The following is a 17501-nucleotide window of genomic DNA, read 5'->3' as shown; positions in this document are numbered from 1 at the left end:
GTTCGGATGATGTGTATGTCGATGACGTTCCGCGGGCGTCATCAAGCCCGCGGACAGCCCGGGAATTTAGTGAACCGGCGGCGGGTGCAACAAGTGGCGGGATGCGGTGAATCCCCCGATCAGCACGAACTGCGCGCCGTCAGCCGGGCTTGACTGGGAACCGCTCGGTCATTACGCTGGAGGGCAAGAATCCCCCGGACCGCCTTGGCGGCCGGTCGCGAGGCCGCCTTCTGGGGCGGCCTCTGCTTTTCCACTTTCCTCACGTCTCATCACGATGAAAGCCATCCGCCTTCACCAGCCCGGCGCCGCCGACGCGTTGCTCGTGGAGCAGGTGCCCGTTCCCCAGCCCGGGCCGGGGGAGGCGCTGGTGCGCCTGGAGGCCGCGGGGGTGAACTTCATTGACGTCTACAAGCGCACCGGGCTGTACACCGTGCCGCTCCCCGCCACGCTGGGCGAGGAGGGCGCCGGGACGGTGGTGGCCGTGGGCGAGGCCGCGGCGGAGGTGAGCGTGGGCGACCGCGTGGCGTGGGCGGGCCACATGGGCGCGTACGCCGAGTTCGCCGTGGTGCCCGCCGCCAAGCTGGTGCCGCTTCCCGACGGCGTCAGCGCGCGGCTGGGCGCCGCGGTGATGCTGCAGGGGATGACGGCGCACTACCTGGCCGCATCCACCTGCCCCCTGCGCGAAGGCGATGTCTGCGTGGTCCATGCGGCGGCGGGTGGCGTGGGGCTGCTGCTTACGCAGATCGCCAAGCGCCGCGGCGCCATCGTCATCGGCACGGCGGGGAGCGACGAGAAGGCGGAACTGGCGCGCGCGGCGGGCGCCGACGAGGTGATCGTCTACACACGGCAGGACTTCGCCGGCGAGGTGAGGCGGCTGACGGACGGGCGTGGCGTGCAGGTGGTCTACGACTCCGTGGGGCAGACCACCTTCCTCGCCGGGCTCGACGTGCTGGCGCCGCGAGGGATGATGGTGCTCTTCGGCCAGTCCAGCGGCCCGGTACCGCCCGTGGACCCCCAGCTGCTGAACCAGAAGGGCTCGCTGTTCCTCACGCGCCCCACGCTGGGGCACTACGTGGCCACCCGCGACGAGCTTCTTTGGCGCGCGGGCGAACTGTTCTCGTGGATCGCGGCGGGCGAGCTGGACGTCCGCGTGGGTGCTGAGTTCGCGCTGGCCGACGCGGCGGGGGCGCACCGCGCCTTGGAGGGACGGCGGACCACGGGGAAGGTGCTTTTGCGCGTCGGCGGAGGGGCAGAGTAGAAGGCCCGGGTTCCTGCTGGAACGGCATGCCGCTTGTATCGTGGGCGCGTTGGATGTTTATTTGTGTGCGGGCACCGATCGGCGCCCGCGCGTACCTCCCCTGAAGGCGCTCTTCCCATGTGGTCCCGCGCTCGCTCCCTGGGCCTGCTTCTCCTCTCCACAGCCTCGCTGTCGATAGGCCTTTCCGGCTGTGATGCCGCCGCCGAGACCGCCGTCAACGGACTGCGCCCGAGCGCCGTCCCGGGCATCGAGCGCGGCGACAGCGCCGCCGCCGACACCGTCCCCGCCAAGCCGAAGCGGGAGATCGTGCCGGACGTGGAGGTGGTGGTGAACATCCCCAGCGGACGGCTGGAGCTGTGGGAGGCGGGGAGCGTGGTGCAGACCTACCCGGTCTCCGTGGGATCGGCGAGATATGCCACGCCCGTGGGGGAATACCTGCTGGCGACGGTGATCTGGAACCCGTGGTGGAACCCGCCGCCGGGCAGCGGATGGGCCCGGAACCGCAAGCCGGAGCCGCCGGGCCCGCGCAACCCCATGGGCCGCGTAAAGCTGCACATGGATGAGCTGATCTACATCCACGGCACCACCTCCGAGGGGCGGCTGGGCGCGCCGGCCTCGCACGGGTGCATCCGGATGTCGAATGCCGACGTGGTAGACCTGGCCAAGCGCCTTCACCGCATCGCCGCGCCCGGCGTGGACAGCGCGGAACTGGAGCGGCTGGCCCGGCCGGGGAAGAACGAGCGGCACACGGTGATGGCGCGGTCCATCCGCATGCGCGTCACCTACCAGGTGGCGAGCCTGCGGGGCGACCGGCTGCACGTGTACCCCAACGTGTACGGCAGGGACGTTACGTTCGCCGCGGCGGTGAAGCGCGAGCTGGCGCGCGCGGGGATGGATACCGCGCAGGTGCCGTCCCTCGCGATGGCGCGGCTGCGGCAGGGTGCTGCCCGGGGCGGCGCCTCGTTCGCGCTCGCCGACATCCCCCACCTGCGCCCCGAGCCGCCGCGCCCCGCCGCCGAGAGCGGGCCCGCGCTGCTGGGCACGCCCACGGTGGGCGCCGCGACGCAGCTAGCGAACACCTCCGAGCCTGCCCCGGCCGCCCAGGACCCCGCCGCACCGGCGGACAGCGCCGCCGCCCCGGTGGCCGAGGCCGACGACGAACCCTGACGAGCGTTTGTTCGCGCGGGAGCGAAAGGATTGAGGACGCAAGGGACCACGGTCTTTTGCGTCCTCTTGGTTTTGTGCTCGGCCGTGGGCGTGAGCGGGTGAACCCGCCGCAACAACAGCGGAAAGCCTCCAAACCGCCGGAGGCTTCAACCGCACGTGCACCCACGGCCTGCATCCGAGAGAGGCGACAAAAAAAGCGGTTGCCGCCCATCGGAGATATGACCATATTCATAGGTCGCAAACTCTTCGCCGGAGGCACACAGCAAATGAAGCGGATAGATGGAAGCCGCGGTAAAGGGCGTGTTTCAGCCGATCGATTCCCCGGACATCGAATCATTGGCGCGGGTGAGTTCAAGCCCGCCTGCCTCAAGCTGATGGACGAGGTGAACGAGACGGGCGTGGAGATCGTGATCACCAAGCGCAACCGGCCGGTGGCCAAGCTGGTCCCGGTCACTGGAGAGCTGCGGCCGTTCGTGGGCCGTTCGCGCGGGGTGATCCATGTCTCCGACCAAGATCTGCTTGCTCCGGTCGGTGACGACTGGGAGGTCGATGCTGACCTCTAGCCTCGCGGCTTCCGACCGCCTGCTGATGGACACGCACGTGTGGCTTTGGGCCAGTGGCGAGGCCGGGGGACCAGGCAAGCTTCCGGCGGACGTTCTGCCGCTGGTCGAAGCCGCTGCCCGCGGACGGAGGCTGTTCGTCTCCGCGGCGTCGGTGTGGGAGGTGGCTCTCAAAGCTGAACGCGGCCAGGCGCTCGTGTCGGGGAGCCTGGACGAATGGGTCCGCGACCAGCGGCAGTACCCGGGTGTACGTGTCCTCGCGATCGGATCGCGAATCGCAATGGACAGCACGCGCCTGCCCAGATGGGTCCGTGCGCGTGATGGCCAGGAGCATCGCGACCCCAACGACCGCTTCATCGTCACATGCGCGCGGCTGTTGAACGCCGTTCTGCTTACGTCGGACGAAGAGATTCTCCACTTTGCGCGCCAGGGCCACGTGCGGGCATACGACACGCGCACGTGAGCCGGGTGAACCCGCGGCTCTTCGCACGACCATTCGCCATTCGCACACGCTCCCAGCCGCGTTCATGCCGATGATGCGCCGCGTTTCCCTCGCCGCCGCTCTCTCGCTCGCCCTCGCCAGGCCAGCGGCCGCGCAGACGACGCCGGTCCGCGAGTGGACCCGCGCCCACGAGCACGCCATCCTCCGCGAGTACGTGGACCTGCTCGCCATTCCCAACGTGGCGAGCGACCGCGCGAACATCCGCCGCAACGCCGCGCACATCATGGCGATGATGGAGCGCCGGGGGCTGCGTCCGCGCCTGATGGAGGCGGCGGACTCCACGGCTCCTCCGTCGGTATACGGCGAATGGACGGTGCCGGGCGCCACGCGCACCCTGGTGCTGTACGCGCACTACGACGGGCAGCCCACCGACAGCAGCAAGTGGACGGTCACGCATCCATGGCGCCCGGCGCTGCTGACGGCGCGCGCGGACCGGGGCGGCCGCCCCGTGCCCATGCCCACTGCCGGCAGCCCGATCGATCCCGAGTGGCGCCTGTACGCGCGCTCATCGTCCGACGACAAGGCCGGGGTGATGGCCATCCTGTCGGCGGTGGACGCGCTGCGGGCGTCCGGGGCCACGCCGACCTCCAACCTGAAGATCTTCTTCGAGGGCGAGGAAGAAGCGGGCTCGCCGCACCTGACCAGCATCCTCTCTCGGCATGCCGGGGTGCTCGGCGCGGACGCGTGGATCATCGTCGACGGGCCGGTGCACCAGAACGGCAACAAGCAGGTGGTGTTCGGCGTGCGCGGCGACGTGAACGTGGAGGTGACGGTGTACGGGCCCGTCCGCCCGCTCCACTCCGGGCACTACGGCAACTGGGCGCCCAACCCCGCCATGCGCCTGGCCCAGCTGCTGGCCGCCATGAAGAACGACGACGGCCGCGTGCTCATTCCCGGCTGGTACGACGACGTGGAGCCGCTCGGGCCGGTGGAAACGCAGGCCATGCGCGCCCTTCCCGCGTACGACCGGCAGCTGCGGGCGGAACTGGGGATCGCCGCGCCGGAGGGCGCGGGCCGCACCCTGACGGAGCTGATCGCCCAGCCGTCGCTGAACGTGAACGGCTTCGAGAGCGGCGGCATTGCCGCGGGCGCGCGCAACGTGATCCCCACCGAGGCGACGGCCGTGCTGGACCTGCGCCTGGTCCGCGGCAACGACCATCGGCGGCAGGCGCAGCGGCTGGCGGACTTCATCCGGGCGCAGGGCTACCTGGTGCTCGACCGCGCGCCCACGGCGGACGAGCGGCGGTCGCACGCCCGGATCGCGCGGGTGATCGTGAAGCCGGGCGGCTACAACGCCGAGCGCACCCCCATGGACCTGCCCATCTCCCGCGCCGTGCTCCGCGCCGTGCAGTCCACCACGGGCGACCCGGTGTACGCCGTGCCCACGCTGGGCGGCAGCCTGCCGCTTTCCCTGCTCAGCGAGGCGCTGCCGGGTACGCGCACCATCACGCTGCCCATCGTGAACCACGACAACAACCAGCACGCCGAGGACGAGAACCTGCGGCTGCAGAACCTGTGGGACGGCATCGAATCCATCGCCGCCGTGATGACCATGCGCCGCTGAACGGGACCACACACATGTCCAGGCACCTCGCTTTCGCCCTGCTCCTCCTCGTCGCCTCTGTCCTGCCGCGTCCCGCCATGGCGCAGGAGATGGCGCGGGCGCTGGATGCGCTTCCGCAGAACTCGGTGGTGCGGCTGCGGGGGCCGGAGCTTCGCCGTGTCCAGGGGCCTATCGGCGACGTCGTGGGCGACACGGTGTTCATCCGGCGCGGGTCCAGGATGGTCGCGGTGCCCATTGCCGGCATCACGCGGGCCGAGGTGGCCGCGGGCCGCGACCGCGTGCGCGGCATGCTGCACGGCGCCCGCATCGGCGCCGGCGTGGGCGGGGTGATCGGTGCCGTGGTGATGGCCGCCGCGTGCTACAGCTGCAGCGGATCAGAGAGCGTCCAGATAACCGCCGCCGGCTTGGTCATCGGCGCGATCTACTTCGCGATCCCCACCGGCTTGGTGGGGCTGGCGGTCGGCGGGCAGAACTGGGAGCCCGTGCGACACGACGGCTACCGTGTCGGCCTGGTGCAGGCCGCGGAAGGCCGAACGGGAATCGGCGTCTCGCTCGCCATCCCGTAGCGAGAACCGCGTGGTGATCCTGTCCACGCACATCGTGGAAGACGTGGCCGAGCTGTGCAGCCGCATGGCGATCCGCGAGGCGGTGCCGGGCACGCGCACCATCACGGCCCATCGTGAACCACGCCGAAGACGAGAACCTGGGGCTGCGGAAGCTGTGGGACGGCATCGAGTCCATCGCCGCCGGCATGACCATGCCCCGCTGAACGGGACCACACTCATGACCAGGCACTTCGCGTTCGCCCTGCTCCTCCTGGCCGCCGTCCTGCCCCGTCCGACGAAGGCGCAGGACATGGCGCGGGCGCTGGATGCGCTTCCGCAGAACTCGGTGGTGCGGCTGCGGGGACCGGAGCTTCGGCCGCGCCGCATCCAGGGGCGCATCGGCGAGGTGGTGGGCGACACCGTGTTCGTCCGGAGCGGGTCGAGGATGATCGCGGTTCCGATCGCCGGCATCACGCGGGCCGAGGTGGCGGCGGGCCGCAACCGCGTGCGCGGCATGCTGAAGGGTGCCGGCATCGGCGCTGGGGTGGGCGGGGTGATTGGTGCGGCGCTGATCACCGCGCAGTGCGACAACTGCGATCGATCACAGCACGCGCAGTTCGGCGCTCTCGGCTTGGGCCTGGGCGCGATCTGTTTCGCGGTCCCGGGCGGACTGGTGGGGCTGGTGATCGGGACCCGGGACTGGGAGCCCGTGCGCCACGACGGCTACCGCGTCGGCCTGGCGCCAGCCCCCGATGGCCGAATGGGCATCGGCATCTCGCTCGTCATCCCGTAGCCCCGCTCTCCGGCGGGGCTCGTCGCATCCCCCCGCGAAACTCTTGACGACGTTCCCGCGGCGCATTAGTGTACTAGCATGCTAGTACGCTGGGGCACGGGCGTTCTCTCGACCAGCCCCCGCCACCCGCACCCGCCCGCCACCACGACCCCGCGGCACGTCTCCATGGAACTGCAGATCCGCGACGTTTCCAAGACCTACGCGAACGGCGTCCAGGCGCTGAAGCACGTGACGCTGACCATCCCCATGGGCATGTACGGCCTGCTGGGCCCCAATGGCGCCGGCAAGTCGACGCTCATGCGTACGCTGGCCACCCTGCAGGAGCCGGACACGGGCACCATCCGCCTGGGCGAGATCGACGTGGTGCGCCAGCGCGACGAGCTGCGCCGCACGCTGGGGTACCTGCCGCAGGAGTTCGGCGTGTATCCCAAGGTGAACGCCGAGGACCTGCTGGACCACTTCGCCGTGCTCAAGGGCATCGCCGACCGCAAGGCGCGCAGGGCGGCGGTAGAGGGGCTGCTGCGGCAAACCAACCTGTGGGAGGTTCGCAAGAAGCACCTGGGCGGCTACTCGGGGGGGATGCGGCAGCGCTTCGGGATCGCCGTGGCGCTGCTGGGAAATCCGCGGCTGATCATCGTCGACGAGCCCACGGCGGGGCTGGACCCGGCGGAGCGCGTCCGCTTCCTGAACCTGCTGAGCGAGTTGGGCGAGAACAGCGTGGTGATCCTGTCCACGCACATCGTGGAAGACGTCAGCGAGTTGTGCAGCTGCATGGCCATCATCGACCAGGGGAGGATCCTGCTGGAGGCGGAGCCGCTGCGGGCCATCGCCGACGTCGAGGGGCGGATCTGGAGCCGCACCGTGCCGCGGAGCGAGCTCCCGGCGCTGGAGCGGGAGCACGCGGTGATCTCCACCCGGCTGCTGGCGGGGCGCACCATCGCCCACGTCTACAGTGACGGCTCGCCGGGCGCGGAGTTCGAGGCGGTGGAGCCGGACCTGAAGGACGTGTACTTCGCCGCGATGGGCGGGCACGGCCGGTCCGCACGCCCCGTGGAGGTGGCCGCGTGAGCTGCTTCGGCGAGATCTTCCGCTGGGAGGTCACGCGCGCCCTTCGCCGCCCGTCCACCGGGGTGTACCTGGCGGTGCTGGTGGTCATCGGCACCCTGTCCACGGTGGACAGCGACCCGGCCAGCACCACCTTCTTCAACGCGCCGCTGAACGTGGCCGGCGGAACGGTGCTGCTGGGCTTCCTGGGCATCCTGGTGACTGCCGCCCTCTTCGGCGACGCGGCCAACCGCGACGTGCAGACGGGAATGCACCCGCTGTTCTACGCGGCGCCCATCAGCAAGATGGAATACCTGGGCGGCCGCTTCCTGGGCGCCTTTGCCGTCAACGCCGCGCTGCTGCTGGCGGTGCCCCTGAGCCTGTGGCTTTCCGCGGTGATGCCGTACGCGGACCCGGCGCGCGTCGGACCCTTTCGGCTGGATGCGTACGTCTCCACCTACCTGATCTTCCTGCTTCCCAACCTGCTGATCAACGCCTCGGTGCTGTTCGGCATTGCGGCGCTCAGCCGGCGCTCGTTTCCCGGCTACCTGGGTGCCATCGGCCTGTTCGCGGGCTACGCGCTGGCGATGTACATGATCGACGGGATGCAGCACTCCCCCATGGCGTCCCTGCTGGACCCGTCGGGGATGATGGCCGTGTTCGACATGGCGTCGGACTGGACGCCCGTGGAAAAGAACGCGCTGGGGCTGCGTCTGCAGGGCCAGCTGCTGTGGAACCGGCTGTTCTGGATGGGCCTCGGCGCCGCGGTGCTGGCGATGTCCTTCGCCCGCTTCCGCTTTGCCCACCACGCCGCCGCCGAACGCCGCCGCCCGGCCGCCGACGTCCCGGAGACGGTGGATCGCGGCGCGCCGGCCGCCGGGCCGGCGCCGCGGGTGTTCGGCTTCGGCCCGCAGCTCGGGCAGGTGAGGGCCATCGCGGGGCGCTCGTTCCGCGAGGTGCTGGTGAGCCGCGACTTCCTGTTCGTCGTCGCGGGCCTCGTGGCGTTCGTGCTGCTGGCCGGCGGCGAGGTGATGGCCGACGACCGCTTCGGCGTGCCCGCGTGGCCGCTGACGCAGTACACGGCCACCTTCCTGGGCAGCCAGTTCGTGGAGATCATCGTTTCGCTGCTCACCGCCTTCTACGCGGGCGAGCTGGTGTGGCGCGAGCGCGACGCGCGGGTGCACGAGATCAGCGACGCTACGCCGGTGCCCGACTGGGTGCCGTACGCGGGCAAGTTCCTGGCGCTGGCGCTGATGCTGGCCGCCATCCAGGCCGTGCTGATGGGGGCGGGGATGGCGCTGCAGGCCCTGCAGGGCTACTACCGCTTCGAGCCGGGGCTGTACGCGCGGGTGCTGTTCGGGCTGGGGATGGCGGACTACCTGCTGCTGGCCGCCGTCGCCCTGCTGGTGCACGCGCTGGTGAACCACAAGTACATGGGCCACTTCGTCGTCGCCCTCTTCCTGGCCGCCACGCTGTTCGCCGGCAGGCTGGGCATCGAGCACAACCTGCTGGTGTACGGCGCCGACCCGGGATGGACGTACTCCGACATGGCGGGCTTCGGGCCGTTCCTGGCGCCCGTCGTGTGGTTCAAGCTGTACTGGGCCGGGTGGGCGCTGCTGATGGCCGTGGCCGCCAGCCTGTTCTGGGTGCGGGGGACGGAGCGCGGGGCCTCGCGGCGCATCCGGCAGGCCCGCATTCGCCTGAACCGCCCGGCGCTCGCCGCCGCCGCGGTGGCCGTGGTGCAGATCGTGGGCCTGGGCGGCTTCGTGTTCTACAACACCAACGTGCTGAACGAGTACCAGCCGAAGGACGCCCGCGGCAGGATGCAGGCGGAGTACGAGCGGCGGTACAAGCGGTACGAGCCCGCGGCGCAGCCCTGGGTGGCGGGGGTGCACCTGCACGTGGAGATTCATCCCGCGCAGCGCCGGGCGGAGCTGCGCGGCACCTACCGGCTGGTGAACCGCACGGACCAGGCGATCGACTCGGTGCACCTGAGCGTGCTTCCCCCGGTCCAGGTCCGCACGCTCCAGTTCAGCCGGCCTGCGCGCCGGGCGCTGGCGGACCACGAGCGGGGGTACTGGATCTACACGCTGGACCGTCCGCTGCAGCCGGGCGACTCGCTGCGGCTGGACTTCGCCGTGGAGCACGCATCGCGCGGGTTCACCAACGACCGGGCCCGCACGGCCGTGGTCAGGAACGGCACCTTCATCGGCAATCGCTGGCTCCCCTCCATCGGCTACCAGCGCGACTTCGAGGTCACCGTCAACGCCGAACGCCGCGCGCTGGGGCTGCCCCGGCGCGATCACCGGCTTTCCATCCACGACCAGGCGGCGCGGAACATCCCCCGCGTGGCGTCGGACGCGGACTGGATCGCCTTCGAGGCGGTGATCGGCACGGCGGGGGATGAGACGGCGGTGGCCCCCGGGGAGTTGAAGCGCACGTGGACGCGCGGCGGGCGGCGCTACTTCCACTACCAGGCGCAGGCCCCCATCCTGAACTTCTACGCCATCCTTTCCTCCAACTACGCCGTGCACCGGACGGAGTGGAACGGGGTGGAGATCGAGGTGCTCCACCACCCGGACCACGCCTTCAACGTCCCGGCGCTGGCCCGCGCGGCGCGGGCGTCGCTGGAGTACTACAGCCGGAGCTTCGGCCCCTACCGGCACGGGCAGCTGCGCCTCGTCGAATTCCCGCGCTACCAGCAGTTCGCCCGCGCGTACCCGGGGATGATCGTCTACTCGGAGAGCAGCAGCATGCTGGGCCGGGTGAACCACGGGGCGGGGGAGGTGGACGCGCCGATGATGGTGACGGCGCACGAGGTGGGGCACCAGTGGTGGGGCCACCAGGTGATGGGGGCCGACGTGCAGGGGTCGCAGGTGCTGGCCGAGACGCTGGCGCAGTACGGCGCCATGATGGTGCTGGAGCAGGCGCACGGCCCCGAGCACCTGCGCGGCTTCCTGGAGGCGATGCAGATCGAGTATCTCAACCGCCGCGGCGACCACCAGAACCCCGAGGTGCCGCTGCTGCTTTCCGGCGACCACGACTACCTTCACTACCGCAAGGGCGCCGTGGTGATGTACGCCCTGCGCGAGTACGTGGGCGAGGCGCGGGTGAACGCAGCGCTGCGGCGCCTCGTAGAATCCCACGCCTACACCGGCCCGCCGTATCCCACCACGCTGGACCTGTACCGCGAACTGGACGCGGTGACGCCGGACAGCGTGAAGTACCTGCTGGACGACCTGGTGCGGCACATCACCCTGTGGGACGTGCGGGCCGGCAAGGCGCGCGCGGTGCCGGTGGGCGGCGGCCGCTACCGCGTGACCTTCCAGCTCGACGTGGCCAAGGTGCGCGCCGACAGCCTGGGCAACGACACCCCCGTGCCCATGAACGACCTGGTGGAGATCGGCGTGTTCGCCGAGGGCGACGACGGCCGGGGCCCCGCGCTGTACCTGAGGAAGCACCGGCTGGCGGGCGGACGGCACACCGTGACCGTCACGGTGCCCGGACGGCCCGCCCTGGCGGGCGTGGACCCGCGCTACCTGCTGCTCACGAAGGAAAAGGAAGAGCTGGACGCCCGGATGGCCACCGTCGCCATCGCCCCGTAGATCACCGTAGGGCAGCTCAACAGGGAGCCCGATGCAGCTAGCCATCAACACCGCCGACCCGCGGCCCATCTACGTCCAGATCATGGACGAGGTGCGGCGCGCGATCGTACTGGGGACGCTCCGTCCCGAAGACCCGCTTCCGTCCGTGCGGCAGCTCGCCTCGGACCTGCGCGTGAACCCCAACACCGTGGCCCAGGCCTACCGCGAGCTGGAGCGCGCGGGCGTGGCCTACGTGCGCCGCGGCCAGGGCACCTTCGTGGCGGCGGCGGGGACGAACGGCACCGAGCGCCGCGCCCTGGCCGCCGGCGTGGCCGAGCGGGCGCTGGTGGAGGCCCACCGCAACGGCGTGAGCGCCGAAGAACTGATCGACGCCATCCGCGATGCCGCCCGGTCGCGCGACCCTCACACCCTGGCAGAACAACCATGAGCCCCGTGCTTCCCACCGACCTTTCCACCGGGTCCCTGGCCGTACGCACCCAGGGCCTGGCCAAGCGCTTCGGGCGCGAGACCGCCCTCGACGGCGTGAACCTGCAGGTGCCCGAGGGCGCCGTGTACGTGCTGGTGGGCCCCAACGGCGCCGGCAAGAGCACCACCTTCAAGGTGCTGATGGACCTGGTGCGCACCGACGAGGGAACCGCCGAGGTGTTCGGGCTGGACCCGCGCGTCCGCGGCCCCGAGGTGCGGGCGCAGATCGGCTACGTTCCCGAGCGCCACGACTGGGGTTACGGGTGGATGCGGGTGGGCCGCCTGCTGCAGCACCACGCCACCTTCTACCCCACCTGGGATGCGGAGTACGCCGCGCGGCTGGCGGAGGTCTTCGGGCTGAAGATGGACCGCAAGTTCGGCAGCCTGTCCAAGGGCCAGGGGCGCCGCGTGCACCTGACGATGGCGCTGGCGCACCGCCCCCGTCTGCTGGTGCTCGACGAGCCCACCGACGGGCTGGACCCGGTGATGCTCGACGAAACGCTGGGGCTGCTGATGGACCACATCACCGAGACCCCGACGACGGTGGTCATCAGCACGCACCAGGTGCACGACGTCGACCGCCTGGCCGACCACGTGGGGGTGATGCGCGACGGCAAGCTGATGATGCAGGTGCCGCGCGACGAGCTTCACCGCAAGCTGCGCCGCTACCGCGCCGAGGTGCCCGACGGCTGGGCGGGCCCCGCGGCGCTGAACGGCGCGGTGCTGCGCAAGGGCAGCTTCGGACGCGAGATCCAGTGGAGCATCTGGGGCGAGGAGCGCGAGGTGGTGCAGCAGCTCACCAGCGCCGGCGCCACCGTGCGCGACGCCGCCCCGCTCACCCTGGCCGACGCCGCCATCGCCCTCCTCAGCCGCAGGGAACGGGCATGAGCGGCGCGGCCGAAACGCTGCACCCCGTGCCCGCCCGGGGCGTGGTGGCGCGCGAGGCCCTGCGCGCCGTGGGCCAGTCGGTGCGGCTGGAGGTGGGCGCGGTGCTCGCGCTGCTGCTGGGGCTGCTGGTGCTGATGGCGACGGTCCAGCCCCAGGGGGCGGGCGGCGCCGACTACGACGTGTCGGACATGACGTGGCCGGTGGTGATCCTGGGCCTCTTCGCGCCGCTGGCGGTGTGGAAGCACGACGAGCCGTCGCGCCGCGCCTACCTGTGGAGCCTGCCGGTAGAGCGCGCCCGCCACACGCTGGCGAAGGTGGCCAGCGGCTGGACGATGCTGATGGGGCTGGTGGCCGCGTACGTCCTGTGGGCGATGACGGTGGCGCTGGTCACGGACGGCAACATCACCATCAACCCCGAGTGGGAGGCGGCGCTCAGGCCCACCCTGCCGCCGGACGCGCGCATCCGCGACCTGACCCTGTCCGGGCACCCGTGGCTGTGGCTGGTGCCGTTCACGGCGGCCACCACCACGTACCTGCTGGGCAGCATCCTGGCGCTGCTGGCGGACCATCCGCTTCGTGTGGTGGCGGGCGCCGGGTTCGCGTTCTTCGTGGCCATCGGCCTGTTGGAAAGCACCGGGGGCGCGGCGGAACACACGGCCGACAGCCTGTTCGTGCACCTGGTCACGAACCCGTACGGGATCGTGACGGAGGTCACCGGCGTCGTTCACCGCTTCGATACCGGCCCCGGCGTGTTGAACGACCAGCCCAACCTGGGCGCGTGGGCCCGGGCCACGCTGCTGTGGATGGGCGCGGGGCTGGCGGCCACGGTGCTGGCCGCGCGCCGCTACCAGGAGCGCTGACCATGGAACCGACCCTGAACGCCCCCGCCGAGCCGCTGCGCCCGGTGCCGTCCCCCGGCATCGTGGCGCGCGAGGCCCTGCACACCGTCGGGCAGTCGGTGCGGCTGGAGATCGGCGCCGTGCTGCTTCTGCTGCTGGTGGTGATGGCGGTGGTCGCGCCGCGGGAGCCGGGTGGCGCCGACTACAGCGTGGCCGAGATGACGTGGCCGGTGGTGATCCTGAGCCTCTTTGCGCCCCTCGCGGTGTGGAAGCACGAGGAGCCGTCGCGCCGCGCGTACCTGTGGAGCCTGCCCGTGGACCGCGCCCGCCACACGCTGGTCCGGGTGTGGAGCGGCTGGGCCTGGCTGATGGCGCTGGTGGCCATCTACGTGGTGTGGGCGATGGCCGTCGCGGTCGTGAGCGGCGGAAACATCGTCATCAACGAAGAGTGGGAGACGATGCTGCTGCGCGAGCTGCCGCCGGGCTCGCGCATCCGCGACCTCACGCTGGCCGGGCACCCCTGGGTGTGGCTGACCCCCTTCGCGGGCGCCACCACCATGTACCTGGCCGGCACCATCGTGGCGCTGCTATCCAACTACCCGCTGCGGGTGTTCGCGGGCGCCTGGTTCGGCGTCATGGTGGTGATGGGGATGGCGGACGCCAGCGGGGGAGTGATGGACCAGGTGGTGGAGCGCGTGGGATCCCAGGTGATCCTGGGCCGCTATGGTTTGCTCACCCACTCCACCGGGGTCATGGGCCACGGGCAGGGGAACCTGGCAGACCAGGTGAACGCGGGCGCGTGGGCCGTGGCCACGCTGCTGTGGATGGCACTGGCGCTGGCGGGGGTGTTCCTGGCCGCGCGCCGCTACCAGGAGCGCTGACCATGGATACCCTCGTGAACGGTCCCCTCGCCGATGCCGCGCCGCGCGCAGGCACGGCTGCCCCCGCCCCGCGCTGGGCCGGCGTGGCCCGCGAGCAGCTGCGGGCCGTCGCCGCCGGTGCCAGGCCGGAGATGACGTCGGGCGCGGCGCTGCTGGTGCTGCTCCCCCTGCCCATGCTCGTGGAGCACGCGCGGACCCCCGGCCACGCCGCCGACATGCACTTCGCCATGGTGGCGCTGCTGTGCACGCTCGTGGGGCTGTTCGCCCCCATGGCGGTGTGGAAGGGCGAGGGCCCGGCCCGCCGGGGCTACTTCTGGTCCCTTCCCGTGGACCGCTCGCGCCACGCGCTGGTGAAGGTGGCGGCCGGATGGGGCTGGACGATGGCCGCCGTGGGGCTGCTCCTGCTCTGGGGCGCGCTGCTGGCGTGGATGATGGGCGGCGAGATGACCCTGGGCGACACGCGCGTGCCCCTGCGCCCCTACTCCGAGGTGCCCAGGCCCACGCCCGCCGACTTCTACGTCCACCGCTGGCCGATGGAGGCCTGGCTCTGGATGGTCCCGTTCGCCGCCGCCACGGCCGCGTACCTGGTAGGAAGCGCGGTGGCGCTCGCCACCGAGCACCCCTGGCGCTGGTACGCGGGGTTCGTGCTCTGCTGGGCGCTGCTGGGCATGGCGGGGCTGCGCGAGGAGCTGGCCACCCTGGTGAATGGGCGCTACGGGTGGGGGGTGATGGTCACCGCCGGCGAGTGGAAGCAGGCCGCCCTGCGGACCCCGGCGGGCGCGACGGTGTTCGCGGGACGGTTCGTGCCGGACCCCGCCCGCTGGTCGGCCACCATCGCGCTGTGGATGGCGATCGGCGCGGCCGCCCTGGCCTTCGCCGCGCGCCGGCACCAGGAACGCTGAGGAGGGTTCGGGCGGCTTGCCGGCCTGCCGCTCCGGTGTCGTCGCCCGGAACGAAGGTTTCATGAAACGAAATGGCGCCGTTCCGAACCCCGGGGCGGCGCCTTTCCGCTGCAGACAGGTGTTTGCTTGACACCCGATGCGCCATCGCACAAACTGCTGGTCCGCATTCTGGCAGCAGATGATTGCTCCCGCAGTCCGGACCAGCCCCACCGGTCCACCCGCATCCTGCCAGCCGCGCAGCCCCGAACGTACCGGTACCACCCCGCGGGCAGCACCTCCGTTCAAAGGCGCGACGCGCCGCGCCTCCGCACCGGCACCCACAGGAAGACCGACCGATGGCGAAAGCGACGACCACCACCCGCTGGGAGCGGGTGCAGGAAATCCTGCAGCGGGCGCACCCGGAAGAGCCGGTGTACGCGGGCGCCGGGCGCTTCTGGATGAACCTCGACACCCTGCTGGCCGCCGAGATCCACGGCGTGCGCATGGTGGCCCCCGCGCAGGGCGCCGGCTCCACCGGCACCGGCTGCGGCTGCGGGACCCCCGGGTGCGGCGGCGGGGCGGCGGATACCGGCGGCGAGCCCGGCACGCGCTACCCGGGCCGGGGCGCCGCCTCGGGGCTGGTGAAGGGGCTGCGCGGGCAGCCCCCCTTCGACGGGTCGCGGCTGCCGCGGCTGCCGTGGGGCGGCCCGCGCGTGGACGAAGACGACGTGCGCTTCATCAGCGACTGGATCGACGACGGGTGCCCCACGGGCGACCACCGGCAGGGGCAGCTGGCCGTCATCCAGCTGCGCGGCGGGCCCGTGCAGCGCATGGAGCCGCTGGCGGTGGACGGCGACACGGCCGCGCGGCTGACGCGCGAGGCCGCCCGGGTGTTCGGCACCGGGCCGGCGGCCTCGTCGCGCCCCGAGGTGCAGCAGCGGATGAACCTGGACTGCATGGACGACGCGCAGCTGGAGCAGCTGCGCTACGCCTTCCGCGAGCTGTACGCGCTGAACAAGTGGCCGCGCGACTACCGCAACTACAACAACCTGGCCCTCATCCACCAGGACCACTGCCAGCACGGATGGGAGCGCTTCCTTCCCTGGCACCGCGTGTACCTGTACGAGTTCGAGCAGGCCATGCAGGACGTCTGCCCGGGCGTCACCATGCCGTACTGGGACTGGACGATGCCCCAGTACCACCCCTACCAGCCGTACAAGGGGTGGATCATCCCGCAGTCGTTCAAGGCGTACATCACGCCGGAGATGTTCCAGGTGCTGAAGCCCCACCTGAACGCCGACCAGGCGCGCGAGGTGGAAAGGAAGCTCGTGGAGCCGCGCAGGCACTTCACCTCGCTCCCGAAGTTCCTGGGCGCGCTGGGCAAGCTCGACGGCTTCGGCACCATCGATCCCGAGCTGGAACGGCACCTGATCGACGCGCTGGTGCACAGCAACCCGCTCTGGTACCCGCTGCGCTTTCCCGCCGAGTACCAGGACGGCGGCGGCAACCCCCAGACCATCAACGAGGCCATCCACTACCACTACCCGTCGCCCAAGGACATGGACGAGATCATGTCCCTGCGCAGCTGGCGCGACTTCGGGGGCGGCAGCCAGTACAACGACGCGTTCGGGTTCCTGGACCAGAACCCGCACAACACCATGCACATCTGGACGGGGGGGCAGAACCCCCGCTACAGGAAGCCGCCCGCCGAGTCGTCGTCCAAGGCCATGCGCGAGCAGCCGTACATGGAGCGCAACCGCATGGTGCGCGTGGCGGGGCGGCCGTTCCACACCAAGCAGGAGTTCTACGCCTGGAGGAGCGCCCAGTACGGCGACATGTTCAGCAACCTCACCGCCGCGTACGACCCCATCTTCTGGCCCGTGCACGCCAACGTCGACCGGCTGTGGTGGGAGTGGCAGCAGCTGAACCCCAACGCGCAGCCGGTGGAGCAGAGCTCGGTGCTCACCCCCTGGGGCTACACCGTGGCCGACACGCTCGACATGACGCGCTTCGGCTACGAGTACGTGCGCTGCGCCTTTTCCATTCCCGTGGGGCTGCAGGCGCCGGTGGGCCGCTTCGTCAGCGAGCCCGTGAAGGTGCCCAAGGGCGCGCGCGACCCGCGGCGGGTGGAGGTGCGGCTGCACCGCGTTCCCCAGCTGGACCGCTCCTGCTTCGTCCGCGTGTTCCTGAACCTGCCCGACGCCAACGCCAACACCCCGCCCGAGGGCGACCACTTCGGCGGCTACCTGGCCGTGTTCGGCCACGGCGAGTGCTTCGGCGGGCCGGGCCACTGCGCCATTCCCGGCCAGGCCCGCCCGTACGACCTGCGCCCGCGCAGCCACAACACGCCGCGCAACCACCGCGTGAACGTCACCCAGGCCGCCCGGGCGCTGCTGGAAAAGGGCGCCGCCACGCTGCAGGTGACGCTGGTGGCCATCGGCGCCGACTACCGCGAAGAGAACGAGCTGCTCCGCATGGAGGGCCTGTCGCTCAACTTCCTGGACTGACC

The 17501-nt window shown here is 71.2% G+C and carries 15 protein-coding genes; all 15 read left to right on the top strand.

Annotation, left to right across the window (positions count from 1 at the left end; translation table 11 throughout):
* Positions 1-274 precede the first annotated feature (274 nt).
* The 15 genes from VGB24_RS23545 to VGB24_RS23475 all read left to right on the top strand — a co-directional run bounded on the left by VGB24_RS23545 (position 275) and on the right by VGB24_RS23475 (position 17499).
* Entirely contained in the window at positions 275-1258 is a 984-nt protein-coding gene (locus tag VGB24_RS23545) for a quinone oxidoreductase (protein ID WP_331075376.1), read from the top strand.
* A 117-nt stretch (positions 1259-1375) separates the two neighbouring features.
* Positions 1376-2425: a L,D-transpeptidase gene (locus VGB24_RS23540; protein ID WP_331075375.1), complete on the top strand. Its 1050-nt coding sequence runs from the start codon at positions 1376-1378 to the stop codon at positions 2423-2425.
* 266 nt (positions 2426-2691) lie between these two features.
* On the top strand, positions 2692-2988 hold the full coding sequence (locus VGB24_RS23535) for a type II toxin-antitoxin system Phd/YefM family antitoxin (RefSeq protein WP_331075374.1): 297 nt from the start codon (positions 2692-2694) through the stop codon (positions 2986-2988).
* A 25-nt stretch (positions 2989-3013) separates the two neighbouring features.
* Positions 3014-3448 (top strand): type II toxin-antitoxin system VapC family toxin, encoded by a 435-nt coding sequence (locus VGB24_RS23530; protein WP_331075373.1) that lies wholly within the window; start codon positions 3014-3016, stop codon positions 3446-3448.
* 70 nt (positions 3449-3518) lie between these two features.
* Entirely contained in the window at positions 3519-5051 is a 1533-nt protein-coding gene (locus VGB24_RS23525; protein WP_331075372.1) for a M20/M25/M40 family metallo-hydrolase, read from the top strand.
* A 14-nt stretch (positions 5052-5065) separates the two neighbouring features.
* Positions 5066-5617 carry a hypothetical protein gene (locus VGB24_RS23520; RefSeq protein WP_331075371.1) on the top strand — a complete coding sequence of 184 codons (552 nt, stop codon included), beginning with the start codon at positions 5066-5068 and terminating at the stop codon, positions 5615-5617.
* A gap of 217 nt (positions 5618-5834) precedes the next feature.
* Positions 5835-6389 (top strand): hypothetical protein, encoded by a 555-nt coding sequence (locus tag VGB24_RS23515; RefSeq protein WP_331075370.1) that lies wholly within the window; start codon positions 5835-5837, stop codon positions 6387-6389.
* Between the two features lie 165 nt (positions 6390-6554).
* Positions 6555-7457, top strand: coding sequence for an ABC transporter ATP-binding protein (locus VGB24_RS23510; protein WP_331075369.1), 903 nt, complete (start codon positions 6555-6557; stop codon positions 7455-7457).
* Positions 7454-11038: a M1 family aminopeptidase gene (locus VGB24_RS23505; protein WP_331075368.1), complete on the top strand. Its 3585-nt coding sequence runs from the start codon at positions 7454-7456 to the stop codon at positions 11036-11038. Before VGB24_RS23510 ends, VGB24_RS23505 begins: the two co-directional genes overlap by 4 nt.
* A gap of 31 nt (positions 11039-11069) precedes the next feature.
* A complete protein-coding gene (locus tag VGB24_RS23500) occupies positions 11070-11465 on the top strand; it encodes a GntR family transcriptional regulator (RefSeq protein ID WP_331075367.1) in 396 nt (131 codons plus the stop codon).
* A complete protein-coding gene (locus VGB24_RS23495) occupies positions 11462-12391 on the top strand; it encodes an ABC transporter ATP-binding protein (RefSeq protein WP_331075366.1) in 930 nt (309 codons plus the stop codon). Before VGB24_RS23500 ends, VGB24_RS23495 begins: the two co-directional genes overlap by 4 nt.
* Positions 12388-13251 carry a hypothetical protein gene (locus tag VGB24_RS23490; protein WP_331075365.1) on the top strand — a complete coding sequence of 288 codons (864 nt, stop codon included), beginning with the start codon at positions 12388-12390 and terminating at the stop codon, positions 13249-13251. Before VGB24_RS23495 ends, VGB24_RS23490 begins: the two co-directional genes overlap by 4 nt.
* 2 nt (positions 13252-13253) lie before the next feature.
* Positions 13254-14111 carry a hypothetical protein gene (locus tag VGB24_RS23485; RefSeq protein ID WP_331075364.1) on the top strand — a complete coding sequence of 286 codons (858 nt, stop codon included), beginning with the start codon at positions 13254-13256 and terminating at the stop codon, positions 14109-14111.
* Positions 14112-14113: 2 nt separating this feature from the next.
* Positions 14114-15013, top strand: coding sequence for a hypothetical protein (locus VGB24_RS23480; RefSeq protein ID WP_331075363.1), 900 nt, complete (start codon positions 14114-14116; stop codon positions 15011-15013).
* Between the two features lie 335 nt (positions 15014-15348).
* Positions 15349-17499 (top strand): tyrosinase family protein, encoded by a 2151-nt coding sequence (locus VGB24_RS23475; RefSeq protein ID WP_331075362.1) that lies wholly within the window; start codon positions 15349-15351, stop codon positions 17497-17499.
* Positions 17500-17501 lie beyond the last annotated feature (2 nt).

It is taken from the genome of Longimicrobium sp., from assembly GCF_036399935.1.
In the GTDB taxonomy this organism is placed as follows: Bacteria; Gemmatimonadota; Gemmatimonadetes; order Longimicrobiales; family Longimicrobiaceae; genus Longimicrobium.
This window is presented reverse-complemented; position numbering and strand designations above follow the sequence as displayed.

What these genes read in the sequence shown, in the direction of transcription:
- VGB24_RS23540 (WP_331075375.1), top strand. Translation starts at nt 1,376, where the DNA reads ATGTGGTCCCGCGCTCGCTCCCTGGGCCTGCTTCTCCTCTCCACAGCC.
- VGB24_RS23485 (WP_331075364.1), top strand. Translation starts at nt 13,254, where the DNA reads ATGGAACCGACCCTGAACGCCCCCGCCGAGCCGCTGCGCCCGGTGCCG.
- VGB24_RS23515 (WP_331075370.1), top strand. Translation starts at nt 5,835, where the DNA reads ATGACCAGGCACTTCGCGTTCGCCCTGCTCCTCCTGGCCGCCGTCCTG.
- VGB24_RS23535 (WP_331075374.1), top strand. Translation starts at nt 2,692, where the DNA reads ATGAAGCGGATAGATGGAAGCCGCGGTAAAGGGCGTGTTTCAGCCGAT.
- VGB24_RS23545 (WP_331075376.1), top strand. Translation starts at nt 275, where the DNA reads ATGAAAGCCATCCGCCTTCACCAGCCCGGCGCCGCCGACGCGTTGCTC.
- VGB24_RS23530 (WP_331075373.1), top strand. Translation starts at nt 3,014, where the DNA reads ATGGACACGCACGTGTGGCTTTGGGCCAGTGGCGAGGCCGGGGGACCA.
- VGB24_RS23525 (WP_331075372.1), top strand. Translation starts at nt 3,519, where the DNA reads ATGATGCGCCGCGTTTCCCTCGCCGCCGCTCTCTCGCTCGCCCTCGCC.
- VGB24_RS23495 (WP_331075366.1), top strand. Translation starts at nt 11,462, where the DNA reads ATGAGCCCCGTGCTTCCCACCGACCTTTCCACCGGGTCCCTGGCCGTA.
- VGB24_RS23520 (WP_331075371.1), top strand. Translation starts at nt 5,066, where the DNA reads ATGTCCAGGCACCTCGCTTTCGCCCTGCTCCTCCTCGTCGCCTCTGTC.
- VGB24_RS23475 (WP_331075362.1), top strand. Translation starts at nt 15,349, where the DNA reads ATGGCGAAAGCGACGACCACCACCCGCTGGGAGCGGGTGCAGGAAATC.
- VGB24_RS23490 (WP_331075365.1), top strand. Translation starts at nt 12,388, where the DNA reads ATGAGCGGCGCGGCCGAAACGCTGCACCCCGTGCCCGCCCGGGGCGTG.
- VGB24_RS23500 (WP_331075367.1), top strand. Translation starts at nt 11,070, where the DNA reads ATGCAGCTAGCCATCAACACCGCCGACCCGCGGCCCATCTACGTCCAG.
- VGB24_RS23510 (WP_331075369.1), top strand. Translation starts at nt 6,555, where the DNA reads ATGGAACTGCAGATCCGCGACGTTTCCAAGACCTACGCGAACGGCGTC.
- VGB24_RS23480 (WP_331075363.1), top strand. Translation starts at nt 14,114, where the DNA reads ATGGATACCCTCGTGAACGGTCCCCTCGCCGATGCCGCGCCGCGCGCA.